General features: G+C 67.6%; 16 protein-coding genes and 1 pseudogene. 5 read left to right on the top strand and 12 right to left on the bottom strand.

Translation table 11 applies throughout. The annotated features are described in order from the left end of the window. Window positions 1-2 precede the first annotated feature (2 nt). The 5 genes from ACZ68P_RS02305 to ACZ68P_RS02285 all read right to left on the bottom strand — a co-directional run bounded on the left by ACZ68P_RS02305 (window position 3) and on the right by ACZ68P_RS02285 (window position 4,173). Window positions 3-872, bottom strand: coding sequence for a bifunctional DNA primase/polymerase (locus ACZ68P_RS02305; RefSeq protein WP_471001290.1), 870 nt, complete (start codon window positions 870-872; stop codon window positions 3-5). A 302-nt stretch (window positions 873-1,174) separates the two neighbouring features. Then, window positions 1,175-3,286: a P-loop NTPase family protein gene (locus ACZ68P_RS02300; protein WP_471001287.1), complete on the bottom strand. Its 2,112-nt coding sequence runs from the start codon at window positions 3,284-3,286 to the stop codon at window positions 1,175-1,177. A gap of 93 nt (window positions 3,287-3,379) precedes the next feature. Continuing rightward, the gene (locus ACZ68P_RS02295) at window positions 3,380-3,559 is read right to left on the bottom strand and encodes a DUF6257 family protein (protein ID WP_471001283.1); all 180 of its coding nucleotides are present in this window, start codon (window positions 3,557-3,559) and stop codon (window positions 3,380-3,382) included. Continuing rightward, window positions 3,559-3,723 (bottom strand): hypothetical protein, encoded by a 165-nt coding sequence (locus ACZ68P_RS02290; RefSeq protein ID WP_471001280.1) that lies wholly within the window; start codon window positions 3,721-3,723, stop codon window positions 3,559-3,561. The genes ACZ68P_RS02295 and ACZ68P_RS02290 overlap by 1 nt, the downstream gene beginning before the upstream one ends. Before the next feature lie 75 nt (window positions 3,724-3,798). Beyond that, complete coding sequence (locus ACZ68P_RS02285) at window positions 3,799-4,173, bottom strand: DUF6251 family protein (RefSeq protein ID WP_471001277.1); 375 nt, start codon at window positions 4,171-4,173, stop codon at window positions 3,799-3,801. Between the two features lie 39 nt (window positions 4,174-4,212). Here ACZ68P_RS02285 and ACZ68P_RS02280 point away from each other — a divergent pair, with 39 nt between their 5' ends. After that, window positions 4,213-4,362: a hypothetical protein gene (locus ACZ68P_RS02280; protein ID WP_471001274.1), complete on the top strand. Its 150-nt coding sequence runs from the start codon at window positions 4,213-4,215 to the stop codon at window positions 4,360-4,362. Here the strand turns inward: ACZ68P_RS02280 and ACZ68P_RS02275 are convergent. The 4 genes from ACZ68P_RS02275 to ACZ68P_RS02260 all read right to left on the bottom strand — a co-directional run bounded on the left by ACZ68P_RS02275 (window position 4,359) and on the right by ACZ68P_RS02260 (window position 6,260). Further along, complete coding sequence (locus ACZ68P_RS02275; RefSeq protein WP_471001271.1) at window positions 4,359-4,628, bottom strand: hypothetical protein; 270 nt, start codon at window positions 4,626-4,628, stop codon at window positions 4,359-4,361. The two genes, ACZ68P_RS02280 and ACZ68P_RS02275, sit on opposite strands and share 4 nt — an antisense overlap. A gap of 182 nt (window positions 4,629-4,810) precedes the next feature. Then, entirely contained in the window at window positions 4,811-5,500 is a 690-nt protein-coding gene (locus ACZ68P_RS02270) for a hypothetical protein (RefSeq protein WP_471001268.1), read from the bottom strand. Continuing rightward, a complete protein-coding gene (locus tag ACZ68P_RS02265; RefSeq protein WP_471001266.1) occupies window positions 5,497-5,997 on the bottom strand; it encodes a Pycsar system effector family protein in 501 nt (166 codons plus the stop codon). Before ACZ68P_RS02265 ends, ACZ68P_RS02270 begins: the two co-directional genes overlap by 4 nt. Further along, complete coding sequence (locus ACZ68P_RS02260; RefSeq protein ID WP_471001263.1) at window positions 5,994-6,260, bottom strand: DUF6284 family protein; 267 nt, start codon at window positions 6,258-6,260, stop codon at window positions 5,994-5,996. Before ACZ68P_RS02260 ends, ACZ68P_RS02265 begins: the two co-directional genes overlap by 4 nt. Window positions 6,261-6,744: 484 nt before the next feature. On the opposite strand from ACZ68P_RS02260, the gene ACZ68P_RS02255 reads away from it, so the two are divergent. Beyond that, window positions 6,745-7,503 (top strand): GntR family transcriptional regulator, encoded by a 759-nt coding sequence (locus tag ACZ68P_RS02255; protein WP_471001260.1) that lies wholly within the window; start codon window positions 6,745-6,747, stop codon window positions 7,501-7,503. Beyond that, complete coding sequence (locus tag ACZ68P_RS02250; protein WP_471001257.1) at window positions 7,500-8,177, top strand: P-loop nucleotide/nucleoside kinase family protein; 678 nt, start codon at window positions 7,500-7,502, stop codon at window positions 8,175-8,177. Before ACZ68P_RS02255 ends, ACZ68P_RS02250 begins: the two co-directional genes overlap by 4 nt. Before the next feature lie 392 nt (window positions 8,178-8,569). Here the strand turns inward: ACZ68P_RS02250 and ACZ68P_RS02245 are convergent, their stop codons facing one another. Both ACZ68P_RS02245 and ACZ68P_RS02240 read right to left on the bottom strand, forming a co-directional pair. Beyond that, window positions 8,570-10,489 (bottom strand): hypothetical protein, encoded by a 1,920-nt coding sequence (locus ACZ68P_RS02245; protein ID WP_471001254.1) that lies wholly within the window; start codon window positions 10,487-10,489, stop codon window positions 8,570-8,572. 1,407 nt (window positions 10,490-11,896) lie between these two features. Continuing rightward, entirely contained in the window at window positions 11,897-12,487 is a 591-nt protein-coding gene (locus ACZ68P_RS02240; RefSeq protein WP_471001252.1) for a hypothetical protein, read from the bottom strand. A 121-nt stretch (window positions 12,488-12,608) separates the two neighbouring features. On the opposite strand from ACZ68P_RS02240, the gene ACZ68P_RS02235 reads away from it, so the two are divergent. Then, window positions 12,609-12,860: a hypothetical protein gene (locus ACZ68P_RS02235; protein ID WP_471001249.1), complete on the top strand. Its 252-nt coding sequence runs from the start codon at window positions 12,609-12,611 to the stop codon at window positions 12,858-12,860. Window positions 12,861-13,090: 230 nt separating this feature from the next. After that, window positions 13,091-13,180 (top strand): annotated as a pseudogene (locus ACZ68P_RS02230) (glutamine synthetase); the annotation flags it as partial. 213 nt (window positions 13,181-13,393) lie between these two features. On the opposite strand, the gene ACZ68P_RS02225 reads toward ACZ68P_RS02230, so the two are convergent. Next, window positions 13,394-14,065 (bottom strand): DUF4097 family beta strand repeat-containing protein, encoded by a 672-nt coding sequence (locus tag ACZ68P_RS02225; protein WP_471001247.1) that lies wholly within the window; start codon window positions 14,063-14,065, stop codon window positions 13,394-13,396. Between the last annotated feature and the right edge of the window lie 111 nt (window positions 14,066-14,176).

Genomic DNA, 14,176 nt, shown 5'->3' with positions numbered 1-14,176 from the left:
GGTCACATCCCCAGTGCGGTGCGGGCATTGGTCCAGGCGTCCGTGCAGTGCCGGGCGGATTCGCCCTTGGCCTGAGCGGCGGTGAACAGCCGGTCGATGTGCGGCTCGGTCAAACAGCCGCATCGCCCGTGCGCGGACAGCACCGCGAGGAAGGTGCGGTAGACGGTGGTGTGCACCGCGCTGGTGGCGTCGGTGATGCGCTGCTCCGCCATGGCGATACCGCGCTCCAGGAACACGGGCGACCGGTGCGGGCACTTCCCGTTCCCGGCCGGCGCGGGCACGCTGCACCGCGTCGGGCGGACGGCGGTAGGCGCCTTGACGATCAGGGCGCGGACGGCCGCTGGGAGGGGGGCCAGGGTGCCGCTTCCGGGGCCGAGCCACCGGGCGTAGGACATGGACGACTTGATGTCCACGCCCGGCCTCACGCCATTGGCGGAGGGCATCGTGCCCCGGTAGATCCAGTGCTCGCCCCGCGTCGTGGCCACGGTCCGGGTCGGCGGCAGGCTCTCGCGGGCCCACGCGATCGCGTCGGCGTCGTCCAGGTCGACCACAGTGACGCCGGCGCCGCCGGGGTGGTAGGCGACGGTCTCGGCGTGCTGCCACGCGGCCTTCCACGCCGGGAAGGTGAGGACGTGCGGGTTGGTCGTGGCGGCGGCCCACCCGTGGCACGGCCGGGGGCAGGCGCAGGGGCCGGGGGTCTTCATGTTCGGCCGGCCGCCGCAGGCAAGGTCATCGCAGGCACGGCAGTTGCCGAACGGCACCTTCCCCGCCCGCAGCGGCAGGACCGGCAGTCCGTCTGCGGCGAGCGTCAGGGCGACGCCGAGGTGTCGGCCGATCCGGGCATCTCGCCGGATCGAGGTCGCATGGGTCATGCTGGGTGTCTCCAGTTCTGCAGACGGTGCTGGATGGCGAGAGCGGCCCGGTCTTGGCGGACTTGTGGGGCCGCTCTCGGCGTTTGTGGCGACGGCAACCGGAACCACTGATTGCGGTCGCCCAGGGAGGCGGGTGCACCCCCTGCCGGGTGGCTTGTGGAGGGGGTTTCCGCAGGTGGTGGCGGGGCGCATCCCTGCCTCCCTGATCGACTGTTTGTGCAGGTCAGGGCCAGGGAGGCGGGTCAGGGAGGGGTTCAGGGAGTTCTCCCTGCCTCCCTGCCGCTTCGGGGGTCGGTTCCCTGTCATGCTTCGGCGGAAGTGGAACCATCGGTGCGGTTGGCGAGGGCGCGGGTGACGCGTTCACGGCCGACGACCATGCGGCCGTCGGACTTGTACGGCTCGGCGCCGGCGTCCTCCAGGACGCGCTTGAGGTCGCCGGGCGTCCAGGTGCCGTAGGTCTTCTCGCTGAGCGCGGACAGCCGCTTGAGGACGTCGGCCGTCAGGACCCGGGGGGTGTCGCCGAGGACGGTGGCGATATCGGCGAGGGCGTCGCGCTCCTCGCCCTGGTCGATGACGTGCAGGGTGGTGACCCCGTCCCGCAGCGCCTTCGCCCGCTGGGCGATGGCGGTCGCGGTGTCCGTGTCGATGTAGTGGGTGCGGACGGTGATGGAGGCCTGTCCGGCCGGGATCGTGATGCCGTCCGAGGCGACCACGACCGTGCCCTTGTCCAGGCCCGGGCGCAGGAGGTTCGGTGCGGCGCCGCCGTCGACGGCCTTGTCGCCCAGCGCCATGCGGGCCTGTGACTCGGTTCCCAGGGCGAGGGAGGCGCGGGTGTGGGCGCCTTCGCGGACGAGCTTGGGAAGGTTCTGGTCGGTCGGGTCCTGCGTGCCCTGCCACAGGAGCACGTTCACCGCCCGGCCCTGGTTGTGGATTTTCCGGGCGGCCATGAAGTACCGGGACGTAGCCTTGGACCCGCCGTAGGGGCGCCTGTCGCCGTCGACGGCCGGGCACATGAATGCCACCTGTGCCTCATCGACCAGCAGGATCAGCGGGTCGAACTTCGTGCCGGGTGGGGCCTGGAGACGGCGCTCCATCTCCGTGACCCCGCCTTCGACCATCTCGGTCGCGTCGATGACGTGCTCGTCGGTCGGGCCCTGGATCAGGACCGTGGCGAGCCCGTCGAACATGGCCCAGTCCCCGGCACCCTTCAGGTCCGCCACCCGGAACTCCACCGACCGGTCCAGAGCGAGCCAGAGGGCGAGGGAGCGCAGGGCGGCGGTCTTGCCTTGGTTGGACAGGCCGGTGATCAGAAGGTGGCGCTGATACAGGCTCAGGGCGGCCGCGTCGCCGCGCAGGTCTTGACCCCACGGAGCCTTGCCCTTGGTGTAGTCGGCGGTCATCGTCTCGTCCGTGGTGAGCGGGGACGGGCCGATCGGCTCGTCCAGCGCGCCGGAGTCGGCGATCCACAGCCGGACGGTGCGGGCGGCGGTCGGGATGGTGATGAACACTTCGTGCTCATGCCGGGCCAGGTTCTCGGCGAGCTTGCGCCGGCGGCTCTGAACCTCCGCCGTCGAGACCCCCGACGGGAGGGTGACGTCGACCTCGACGCCGCATCCGGCGATCCGGATCGGGCCGAGCATCGCCGCCCCGGCGTCGCCCATCTCCTTGATGGCGTTGCGCAGCGGAGCCACACCCAGGTCCCGCAGGGCGGTGACGACGATGGACGGGGTGATCGGCGCTCCAGCGTCGTCGCTGCGGGAGTTCGCGGGAAGGGCCCACTGCGGGGCAGCTTCCCGGTGCCGGCCGACCGCCCACACCCCCATGAGGGCGAGCCACGGGCCGACGGCGACCAGCGGCCCCCACAGGATCGTGACCAGGGTGACCAGCAGACGGATCAGCTCCACCAGGGCCATCAGCGGAGTAACGACGTCAGTGATGTCCTTGTTGGCTATGGCCAGCGCGACCCCGATCGCCAGCAGGGCGCCGATGCCGCCGCCGGCGCCGTAGGCGGCGCCCTTCACCAGCTTCTCCGGGGCCATCAGCAGATCCATGCGCCGCTTGTGCCGCTGCTCGCGGAACCGGTGCAGACGCTCCTCCCAGTCGCCCGCAGCTTCGTAGTTCCCCGCCGCCTCGGCCGCACGCAACAGCCGCTCATAGCGGGCACCGGTCCGGCCGTCCCACGCCCGACGCGTGACGATCCTGGTGCCGCCGATCACGTACGAGCCGTGGCGGACGACGGCCCGACCGACGCCCTTGGTGCGCTCATGCGTCACGGTGGCGGCGACGGCGCGGCCGGTGCGCTTCCACACCCTCACCGGCTTGACCGGCTCCACCACGGCCAGGGCCGGGGCAGGCGCGCTAGTGGGGTGTTCGGTCTGCGGGTCTTTGAACAGAGGTATGACGTTCTCGGTCATGCTGGTCTCCTGCTGCTGCTCGATAAGGGCGGTCGTGCAGGGCCCGGGGACGGCGCGGTTTCCTTGGCCGGGACGGCCGTCCCCGGGGCACAGCTACTTGCGCTTGGCGTCCTTCTCGGCGCGCTTACGCGCCTTGTCGATGACGCGCTCGACCTTGCGTTCCAGGTCGCGCTGGTGGACGTTCTCCCCAGCGATCGAGCGCTTGGCCATGCGGGCGACGGTCAACGCGATCCGGGCGTGCTCCCCGGCGGTCAGCTTCGGGTGATCGGCCATCACTTCACCTCCGCGTTCTTCTGGTCGGCGGTCTCGGTCACAGCGGCGGCGAGGGCGAGTTGGGCCCACACGGCGGCCTCCGCGACGATCCCGGGCCACTGGTCGCGGTAGACCTGGGCGGCCAGGAGCTTTTCGGCGCGTTCGCGGTACTCGTTGCTGGTCACAGCGGACGTTCCCTTCCGGGGCCGGGCTGTCCGGCTCCCCGCCCGCCCCGGGTATCCGGGGCGGACAGGCAGCCGTCAGCGACGGCGGCGGGCCCTGCGCAGGCTCTTGGCGGCGGCCTTGCCGTCCGTGCCGCCCACGGTCTTCACGACGGTGACGACGCCCCAGGCGAGGGCGACGGCGAGGAACGCGAGGATGGCCAGGTTCGCGGCGATCGCGGTCAGCGCGCCGACGAGCAGCGGGCCGAAGTAGACCCCGGCGGCGACCGCGCCGGCACCGACCCCAGAGCCGAGAGCGAGCCGCTGGACCGTCCGGTCCGGGGCGGCCTGGTGAATGTGCTGGTGGACCACCTGCGGCCCGGCCGACTGGATCGGGGCGGGCAGGTGGTCGGCGTAGGCGTAGGTGCCGTCGGGGAGCCGCACCACGGGCGCGGGCTCGGGAAGGTTGTTCACGGGTTCTCCCTGGTCAGAGGGGCCGCTAGAGTCGCGGCCATGGGGGAACGACAGACGCGCGTGAAGCAGTGCAAGCAGTGCCACCGGCCGCTCGACGGCCGCCGGTGGCGACGGCCGAAGCGGTTCTGCCGCCGGCGGCACCAGGTGCGGTACTGGGTGGAAGAAATCGCCGACGCCTTGTTCGGCTAGGCGCGGGTGGGCGCGGTGGAGGGGGCCCCGCCTCGCTCAGCGCGCAGGGTCTCGCGCAGCCACCGGCCCTTCTCCGGCGAGGTGCGGACCGCCCGCCGGATGCGGTCGGCGGTCAGGTCGTTGGCCGGCCACGACTCTGTGAGCTGTCGCGCCTCGGCGAGAAGTTCGTCTTTCGTGCGGCGCGGCTGGGTCGCCTTCGCGGCGGCAGGGACCCGACCGGTCGCCCGGCGGCGGGGCGCCTGCGCGGCCGCAACCGCATTGACCACGACCCGACCAGTCGAGCGGTCGGGAGCGGCCGGGGTGGACTCTTCCTCCTCGGCCGGGACGGGGTCGACCGGAGCGGGCTCCAGGGCCGGAACCTGCAGGTCAGAGATAGACCGTTCTATTGTGGACTGGGTAGATTCCTCCGCATTCGCGGGGTCGATCGGTCGGGTGGACCGGTCGACCTCTAGCTCCACGACCGGAGCCGAACGGTCCGCGATGTTGGGGGCGTCGATCGTGGCTCCGAACATGGCTGCCAGGCCGCGCCGGCGCCGGCGGTGACCCGCTCGCGCTGGACGTCGATCAGCCGATCCCCCAACGAGAGGTCGCCGGTGCCGACCTTCTTCGCGAGCTTCCACGACTCCAGTTCCGACTTGCGCCGGACCTTCTCGTCGGGGTGGTTGGCTGCCATGGCCTGGTGGTAGGCGAGTGACTGCACGATCGCCGCTGCGTGTGCTTCGGCTTCGGCATCGCGGCCGTCGCGGTAGACCACGATCCTGCGTGCCAGGAACGCGGCGCCCTCGGCAGAGGCGGTCATGCCCATCGGGGTCAGGGCGTAGATGACCATCTCGCCGGGGCTGGTGGCGGCGGTGGCGGACATGGCCGACGCGGCAGCGGGCAGAGCCCATAGCCCTGCCCGGATGACGCGCGGGGAGGACTGCCCCAGCATCGTCAGCCCGAGCAGCACGATCGCCAGAACTGCGGTCGCTCCTTCGCCGGCCGCGACCGCTCCCACCGCCGTGCCCCGCCCGTAGGCGGCCTCGATGTTGGAGAACGTCCCGATCCCGCCCGCCACGCCCGTGCCGACCATCGGTACGAACGCGGCCGCCAGCACGATCCGCTGCGCTTTGGACAGCTCCCGCGTCTGCGTGCTCATGCTGCAACGCCGATCCGCGCCGCCAGGGCGATTACGGCGGCGAGGGCGAACACGACGCCGGCCGCGCGGGTCAGGTCCACGGCCCTCTGCAGCCGGGCGAACTTCGCCACCGCGATCCGGGCCAGGGCCGCGATGTCCTGCGGCCGGTGATCGCCGTGCAGCTCGGCCCGGATCTCCTCGGCCGTCAGCGTCGCCCAGCGAGGGAAGCCGACCGGCGCGGGGCCGCCGAGCCGGGGCCGGACCACCGCGAGCAGCACGCCGGCAGCGGCCACCAGCAGCGCCACCCCGACACCGGCCACAATCAGCGTCGCGGTCGGCAGGCGCAGGCCGGTGACGGCCGTCCAGCATGCGGCCAGGGCCGCGCCGTCGAACGCCAGGAGCAGCGACGCCTTGGTGTCGGTGCGGGCGATCTCCGCCTTCACCTCCGCATGCGCCGCGGTCAGATTCGCCTCCACCCGCGCCTCAGACGTGAGCGGAACGTCGGGCTGGGTGCTCATGCGGCACCGCCCGACTGGACGACGCCGGCGCGGTTGGTCAGGTCCCGGTGAGCCGCCATGACCCGGTTACGGGCCCTGCGGATCCGCCGGGCGTCCAGCTCGGTGGCCGGCCGGTCGATGGCCATGATCTGCGCGTCGAGCAAGTCGACCTCCGCCAGAATCAGCGGCATCTCGCCCTCGATCGCGTCCAGCTCCGCGTCCGACGGCTCACCGTCGAACGGGACGGCCGTAACAACGGCCTGAAGTGCAGCGATGAACTTCATTGGGTGTGTTCCTCTCTTTCAGGAACGGCCCGAACAGAGCCCCCGGTGTTCCCGCACCGGGGGCTCACGCCGTAGAGGGAATGCCGCACGTGACGGTGCGGCTGACCGCATAAGCGGCGGCCAGTGCCCCGGGCCGGATTCGATCCGGCACCCTTCGCGGCTAATGCCGGGGCGGGGAATGTGTCTCCTTCGGGGGTATCGCGCCCGTATTAGGTAGCGCGGCATGACCCCGTTGTAGGCGTATGGAGACGTGACCTTTCGGTCTAAGCCCTCCCGAATGACCAGGGTCGGGGGCGCCCTCGGCCCGCTCTGTCCCGGGCCCCTTGACCTCGAACAGCCCTGCGTATCGGGCGCACTGAGGTCCTGCACCCACCAACCGGCTGGACCGATCGGCGGGCACATCCCTAAGGTTCCCTAGGGTTCCCTGTGGTGTCAAGCAGTAAGCTAGGGAACCTCAGGGAAGTGGCGAAAGGGAGCGTGCGACATGGCAGGTCAGGCCGACAATCGGGCGCCGTACGCAAGGATCGCGGCCCACTACACGGAGCTGATTACGTCGGGTCAGCTTCAGCCGGGCACGCTCCTGCCGAGCATCAAGAACCTCTCGGAAGAGTGGGGGGTGAGCACCGCGACGGCCGAGAAGGCACTGCGCAAGCTGCGGAACGAGGGATTGATTCGCGGCATCCACGGCATCGGCACCGAGGTCCTGGACCCGCCGTCGCCGATGTCCTCCGGATCCCAACGGCAGGACCGCGGTCGCCGGACCGGTTCTAGCTGGGGGGACGGCGAGAGGTCCGACTCCCATCAGGCAGCCGTAGTGCCCGCACCCGCCGACGTGGCGCAAGCCCTGGACATCGAGCCTGGCTCCGACGTCGTACGCCGTAGCCGCGTGTACAGGGATCGGCACGGAATCGTCGCGCACAGCACGTCCTGGATCCCCGCCCGCTACGGCAAGCTGATCCCTCAGTTGGCAGAGAGCGAGCGCCTGGCGGGGGGAACCTCGCTCCAGCTCATCGCCCAGGCAACCGGAAACCCGATCAGCCACCGCATCGACACGGCATCAGCCTCCCTGCTGACGCCCGACTACGCGCAGCTCCTGGAGCTGGACGCCGGCAACCTGCCGATGGAGCCAGTGGTCGTGATGACCGCCAAGTTCGTCGACAGCGAGGGCAACATCGTGGAGTACGGGGTAGACCTTGGGGGGCCTGGCCGGACATGGCGCACGGAATCGGAGGTCACCCCGTGACGGTCGTAGATGACACGCTCGCGAACATGCTCGAAGACCGCCTAGGGGCCCTGCTCGCGGTCCGCCGAGCAGGCGCAAGCACGCCCGAAGTTGAAGCGGAGATGGACGCCATCTCCCGGACTCTGACAAGGCCCATGCCCCAGCACCCGCCGTTCTGCGTCCTGATGGCCGGACTCCCCGGCTCTGGCAAGACCACCCTGTCTCGCGCTCTCACTGCCCGCGGCTTCGCGCGCCTGTGTCCTGACGAAGAGATGTTCCGCCGGCACGGCGTCTACGGGGTCGACTTCCCCCGGGGCCTCTTCCCGACCCTTGAGCGGCCGGTCCTAGAGGACGTGGCGGCCGATCTCAGGGAACAGCTCAAGGCCGGGCGGGATGTCGTCGTGGACCACGGCTTCTGGACTCCGGAGGACCGAGAGAGGTGGCGAGCGATCGCCAACGATGCCGGCGCGACTCCCGTCCTCGTCTATCTCCCGGCCAGCCACGACGAGTTGTGGGCACGGATCAGCATGCGCAACGAGTTCCACGCGAATGATCCGAACGCGATCTACTTCTCCGAGAGCGACCTCCAGCGCTACCGAACCCGATTCATCCCCCCTCAGGCAGACGAACCACACCTGCTGTACGACGGGGACCCTGCAACCGTGATTGCGGCTCTGGAAGCCGCACGCCCCTAACGCGTTCGAGTTCCCTCTACCTCATCAAGGCACCCGGCTGCGCTCCGCTCCGCCGGGCGGGCTTTCCCAGCTCCGCTCGGGGCGCCGCTCCTGCCCTCGGCCCGCTCCGCCCCCGCTGCGCCGACGCCCGCCCCTGCAAGACGGGATAAGGCCCCAAGGGCATGAGTCGAGCCCCGACGGCCGCTGATTCTCAAGGTCACCGACATGCCTCCGGCGGGGGCCTCAGGCTCCGGGATGGCGGGGGCACCGTACGCGGGTGCCGGCCGGTGGGGTGTGGCGGTTGGGAACTCCCATCCCGTCCGCCGTCGACCCAGGCAGAGCCGAGCAGACATAAGTGTGGGCCGACGGCAAACGGGATGGGAGTTTGGGATGCGAAGGTGGGGTGCCCAGCCTTATGCGTCCGACTCCCAAGAGAAAGTCCAGCCGGTTTCTTGAGGCGTCCAATCGATTTCGACCCGGCTGAGTCCGAGATTTCGCTCGCATGACGCTTGCGCCAACCCCAGCACTTCGAGAGTGGGGCGATCCCAGTGTGTTGGATGGCCTTCACTGAAAGGGGGAGTTGAAAGAGATTCGCTTGTGAGGGCAATCGGAAGAACTGGACGCACTTGGCCGAAGTTGAAGACGCTGTCCGGTGGGGATTTTTCGGCAAAGGAGCGTAGCGCCTCTAGTTCATCTGCCTCGAATTGCTTCCGTAGCGTGGCCACAAGAACAAGGCATTCGATACCTCTTGAGCGCAGGCGCTGCTGCACCTTGGCGAGGTTCCTTAGGTCTGTTGGAGTAATTGAATCGCGGTAGCTTTTTACTTCTCCGATAATTACCAAGGGTGCTCCGCGTTCAGAGGCGAAAAGCGCTACGTCGATTTCGCATGCCCACGACTTTCCCTCTGAAACCGTAAGACCCAACTGGGCGCCCGTGCTTCCCGTGAAGCCGGAGAGTACGTTACGAAGCACGTTCAAGGAAGCCATAATTGGCATGGTTTCAGCAAGTCGGCTCGCTGTCAGCGCAGAAGCGGGCCGATAATGCCAGTCTGCATTCTTTCCCGACAACCCGAGTATCCAGCCGAGGGGAGAGGTGCGTTCACACATGTCACATTTGACTTCAGTAGTCAGTTCTTCGGGGGGGAGGTGAGATGTCGTTGCACAAGCGGGGCATCGAACCGGGAGCAACGGCCGGAGCAGTTTCTTAGAAAGGAGATAATAGACGGCATTCTTAGGGTAGTTGGAATCGAAGGATCTCGCCGCCCACGTGCCCTGATTTCTGCGCGCCGTTTCAATCAGTCGCGAAATCGGATGGCCGTGCGGCGATCGTGCAGCTTCATCGAGCACCCATCTAATAGCGGGCTGATTTCCTGCGGTTGAATTGGTGCCGCCCAAAAGTTCGATGATCCTGGTAGTGAAACGGCCGCTTTCGCTCCGTCCGCATGACCAGCCATCCCCTTCCAGCAATGTCCTGAAAACATCAAAGGTGGGAACCCAATTCACCCTGATGTGTTCAGAATCCCAGCCGACACCAACGACGCGGCCATTGTGCGTGGGGCGATGGAACGGCTCGGGCCAGTTTCCACCGAGGGTTGCAAGTAGAGGGGCGAGCGGCCGCGAGTTCGGCACGCAGAAGGTCGCCTCAGGCGGGAAACCGGATTCCTCTAGGATTTCAACCTGTGCGGCCACTAGCCGGGTTGGAAACCTGTCGTCGCCATAAGCTTGAGGTTGCCAAGATGGCATCGGCAGATTCGCGCCGATTTCACCCTCGCCAACAGTCACCGAGAACGTTCGCGAGTAACTAGTTGAAAGAGGGTGAACTCTTCTCCACATGGTCTCTCGGCTCCAGATAGAGAGGCTCTGTGGAGGTTCGATGCCTTCGGTTCGGTAAATTTCAGCGATATCTTCGGGGACGGGGGCGAGGTCAGCATCGGGAGCGGTGCTGCTGCTCCAAACCTGGGGAGTGTGACGTGCTGCGCCTCCGGAGCCATGAATCTCCATGACGTCTCGCAGCCATGTTTTCGTCAAATCGATGAATCTATTCTCGTACCCAATCGGCCAAGGGATTACACGCCCGCCGCATGCGCGAATATTCCAAAATGTGACCAGATCGAGAGGTTCACCCGGTCTGAGCGGCACGATTCCCGTCATCCCGTCATGAGTGCTGCACTCGACATCCATCGCCGTTGCGGCGAGGGGCGTCAATCCTCCAGTCGGTAGTTGTAGCTCATCACGCGGACAAATATTCAGGGGGTGGGCGCCGTCGTAAAATCGCTCCGCTAGGTGCTGCTCGTAACGGGAAGCGCCATATTGTCCGAACCAGACGGCGAACATGAGAGCGAGTGGATCGTCTGGCTCCCACTTGGGGTGAAATCGATTCAGGGCGCCTTGAGCCATGGAGGCCTCAGGACCCATGATCCTCTTGCTGACGCCGGTGCTGGGGTCCCCAAGGGGCCCCCAGTTCCCCGCTCCCTGCCACTGGAAGCCCGGTGTGTCCGCGAGCCTTTGGCATTCAGGCGTGTCATCCAGAGCATGGACGACATCGACGCCAGCTGCGCGGGCCAGGTCAATGCCCTCTGAGCCTCCTGGTGTCAGCAAGACATGGTGTACCCCACCCCACGTTGACGTTGCCGCTTCGACCGCTCGTAGCAGGCTTACGGGCGTTGGAGCCAACGCCATCGCCAGACGGATGGGTCGGATGTAGACGCTTCCACTTAGATCACCCACGCCAGCAATTCTGTACGACGGCAGGGCGCTCCCGCCGTTGGATTGCCGCAGGAGTGCCTCAGAATCAAGGCAGCAGGTGTCCGCCGGTAGTCGCGGGCCCGGGGTCGCCTGCAGGCTCGGCGGGCTACGGCGTAGGGCGTCAGCGAGCGAGGCGTAGCCCAAACACGGGCTTCCTGCGTTGCGGTCTCTTCGTGGACCGACAAGGCGTCGCCACTCGACGGTAGGCCCCTGACCGGCTCAGACGGCTCAGGCGCAGCGGGTCTCTGGAGCCGTGTGCCTCACTGCGCACCCGTGTGCGCCTTCCCGGGTTGCGGTGTCGCCTGGATGCTGCCAGGTCCATGCAGGTTCGTGGCGGGGAGAGGAGAGAGCGTGACCCAGCCGAAGTGCGGGGCTCCGAAGAAGAAGGGAGGCCGGTGTAGGCGGCCGGCCGACCTGGGCAGCGGTCAGTGCTGGGAGCATCAAGGAGCGTGGACAGCTCGTGCACTGGCGGCCAGTAAGAAGAAGGAAGCCGAAGCGAAGAAGCACGAGCTTCGGAAGAGGAAGTGGTCGTGGTGGTGACCAGCAACTGACATCATCAGGTGAGCACGCGAGGTGATCGAAGGCGGTCTCAGAAAAGTGGACGAGCCCTCGGCGGTTGGCCGTGCGCGGTGGGTTCGATCAAGTGCCGGGTGTAGGGCTCGTGCCAGATCCGTGCCAGATCGAGCAGTGAGCTTCTTCAGCGGTCACACCAGGGGGTGGACGGCTCTTCTCGGTTGACTGGCTTCTGAGCTGCGACAGCAGTCGACGTCGCGAGACGCAGCCGTCACCCGATCGGAGCCGTTCTGAAGAAGCTCAGTCAGCCACGGTCAAACGGGGTTCGCTTCGGCGGAGACGAGCGTAGGGCGCGCAGTGCCGTTGTACGCCCGTTGACCAGCCAAGACCCCTGTGTGCTCGGCGCCAGGCTTACAAAGCAGCGCTCCATTACACGGTCGTCGATGCTTGACTGGAGTCACGGGAATCCCGTCGACTGCTCGATCACCTGGCGATGTCACGGTCCAACGCCGAACTCGCATGTTGAAGGAACTCCCGCACCCCATGGTCCAACTGCTTAAGTTTTTCGGGGAACTGCGAAGTGTCGTAAGCAACGGTTGAGTCGCGTACCCCGTCGGAGAGGCGAGCGAAGCTCAGCAGGATTCGAAACGGGGCTACGAGGTCACTCGACAATCCCGCCACCTTTGCTACGAATGGTTCGAGTTCTGCCGGTCCGTCCAGGACAACATGCCGACCGTAGCGGCTAACCTCGTCAGCGAGCGCAAGGGCCTGATCGACATATCCATCCTTAAACTCGCTGTGCTTCAGGAATGCCACAGCCTCCGTGATCCCATCAACAGAGGTCCTCGACTGGTCGAGGAGTCGCCCGAAGTGCACCCAGGGTTGTAGGTGATCGTGGAGCGTCGTAACAGCCGAGGAAAACGCCTCATAGGAGGCTTTTCGTGGCTCCCTCCGCTCACGCAGCGACTCGTTGCGCATCTGCAGCTTGGCTGCTGACCTTGCAGTCCAACCAGTCACGATCATGCCCAATGTTCCGACTCCCGCGCCCAGCACGGCGGCTATCCCCGCATCCATGACGCCCATGATGCCGTCGCAAGCGGGCCTTGAGTGCCGTATCTGTGGACGGGACGAGAGCTGACCCGTGCACGGCTGGCGGTGAGGTTGTCGCTCAGCAGGGAAGGGTAGTTGGCTCAACATGGCCGACGACCTGCAGAAAGACATACACGAGCTTGTCCGTCATCTGGGCGGCAACATCCGTGATCCCCACTATCGCCCAGCCCACGACGCAGCCGAGAACATCTGCTCGGGCGTCTACGCGATGATCCCGGTCGAAGTGCACGAGCTCGTACACGAGGCGGCCCTGGCCGGGTACGCAGCCGCGCTTAGCGACCTGGAAGGAGGAAAGCTGGACGATCGCGTGCGCGAGCGTTTCGGACTTCTTGAGTAATCGGCCCGGGCGCTGTAGCGCAGCCCCATCGGAGTCTCGACGCTAGGATCCAGCCGCGCCCACACGGGCATTGCATAACAGCCTGGTGGGCCTGAGGCTGCCCAGTGCTGGGCCGTCTGTGGGCCGTCCGAGGGCCACCGTGGGCCGCTGATACCCACCGTTGGCCACCGACGGATACGTGTTCTCACGTGCAGCGTCCCCGATCGTTCCTGTTTGCGCTAGTGGGGCCTTACTTCCTGCGCAACAAGAAGCAGGAGTGGGAGGAGTACCGCTCCGAGGTCACCGCCTTCGAGCTGCGGAAGAACCTTCCGGTGCTGTAACCGCAGGTCGGAGCGGGTACAGCCCCTCACGACGATCAGGGCCGACGGCATTCAGCCGCCGGCCCTGATCCGTCTCACGCGCCGCGGGCCCCTGGTGGGCCGTCGCGCGTCGCGGGAGGTGCCCCGCGTGCCCATCGCCGCTACCGCGGGTCGCGGTGGACGACCGACTTCGACCAGAAGGTCATGAGGAGTGCTCCTTCTCCGGGCTGTCGGTCAGAGGCTGCGGGCGGTGATGTCGCCGTAGGCGGTGGTGGCGTGGATGGCGAGGTCGGCGGCGGAGCCTTCGGTGTTGTTCAGGGTGTTGTGGATGCGGCCGTAGGTGGTGCCGGCGTCCAGGGAGGCGGAGACGCCGCGGGCCGCGCCGATGGTGATGTCGCCCTTCTCGGTGCGGACGGTGAGGGTGCCGCGCAGGGCTTCGGTGACGTGGATGTCGCCCTGCTGGGTGGTGATCCGGGCGGGTCCGGCCAGGCGGCCGATGCGGAGGTCTCCGGCGAGGAGGGTGAGGTGGGTGGCCGCGCTCTCGTCGAGCTTGACCGTGCCCTGCGCGGTGTCGAAGGAGACGTCGCCGAGCCGTCCCACGCCCCGCAGTTCGGCGGCGGCGGCCTTCGCCTCGACACGGGAGCCGGCCGGCAGCTGGACGGTGACCTCGACGGATCCCGCGGCGCCCAGGATCCGGGGGGCGGCCTCGGGGACCGCGACGCGCAGCACGCCGTCGGCGTAGGTGACCTCGGTGCGCGAGGCCGCCTTCACGTCGCGGCTCTTCGAGGCGTCCGCCGGCAGGACCTCCACCGTGGTGTCGGACCGGTCGGCGGCGATGAGCCGGATACGGCCCGCGGGAATGTCGAGGACGGCCGAGACCGGGGCGGGGGTGTCGAACTTCTGCATGGTGCTCTCCTTGAGGCATCGTGCGCTCCGTCGCCCGAAGCGTCGTTTCCGATGAGAGAAACGCTACGTTGCGTTCAGGGAAGTGGCAACAATGTCGTTGCCTGTAAATGC

It is taken from the genome of Streptomyces sp. NPDC036822, assembly GCF_055609145.1.
The sequence above is the reverse complement of the archived record's forward strand: the minus strand, read 5'-3'. Positions and strand labels throughout refer to the sequence as shown.

Bases quoted from the DNA above. Each gene is read 5' to 3' on its own strand.
- ACZ68P_RS02305 (WP_471001290.1), bottom strand. From the start codon at position 872: ATGACCCATGCGACCTCGATCCGGCGAGATGCCCGGATCGGCCGACAC.
- ACZ68P_RS02300 (WP_471001287.1), bottom strand. From the start codon at position 3,286: ATGACCGAGAACGTCATACCTCTGTTCAAAGACCCGCAGACCGAACAC.
- ACZ68P_RS02295 (WP_471001283.1), bottom strand. From the start codon at position 3,559: ATGGCCGATCACCCGAAGCTGACCGCCGGGGAGCACGCCCGGATCGCG.
- ACZ68P_RS02280 (WP_471001274.1), top strand. From the start codon at position 4,213: ATGGGGGAACGACAGACGCGCGTGAAGCAGTGCAAGCAGTGCCACCGG.
- ACZ68P_RS02270 (WP_471001268.1), bottom strand. From the start codon at position 5,500: ATGAGCACGCAGACGCGGGAGCTGTCCAAAGCGCAGCGGATCGTGCTG.
- ACZ68P_RS02265 (WP_471001266.1), bottom strand. From the start codon at position 5,997: ATGAGCACCCAGCCCGACGTTCCGCTCACGTCTGAGGCGCGGGTGGAG.
- ACZ68P_RS02260 (WP_471001263.1), bottom strand. From the start codon at position 6,260: ATGAAGTTCATCGCTGCACTTCAGGCCGTTGTTACGGCCGTCCCGTTC.
- ACZ68P_RS02255 (WP_471001260.1), top strand. From the start codon at position 6,745: ATGGCAGGTCAGGCCGACAATCGGGCGCCGTACGCAAGGATCGCGGCC.
- ACZ68P_RS02245 (WP_471001254.1), bottom strand. From the start codon at position 10,489: ATGTTCGCCGTCTGGTTCGGACAATATGGCGCTTCCCGTTACGAGCAG.
- ACZ68P_RS02240 (WP_471001252.1), bottom strand. From the start codon at position 12,487: ATGGATGCGGGGATAGCCGCCGTGCTGGGCGCGGGAGTCGGAACATTG.
- ACZ68P_RS02235 (WP_471001249.1), top strand. From the start codon at position 12,609: ATGGCCGACGACCTGCAGAAAGACATACACGAGCTTGTCCGTCATCTG.
- ACZ68P_RS02225 (WP_471001247.1), bottom strand. From the start codon at position 14,065: ATGCAGAAGTTCGACACCCCCGCCCCGGTCTCGGCCGTCCTCGACATT.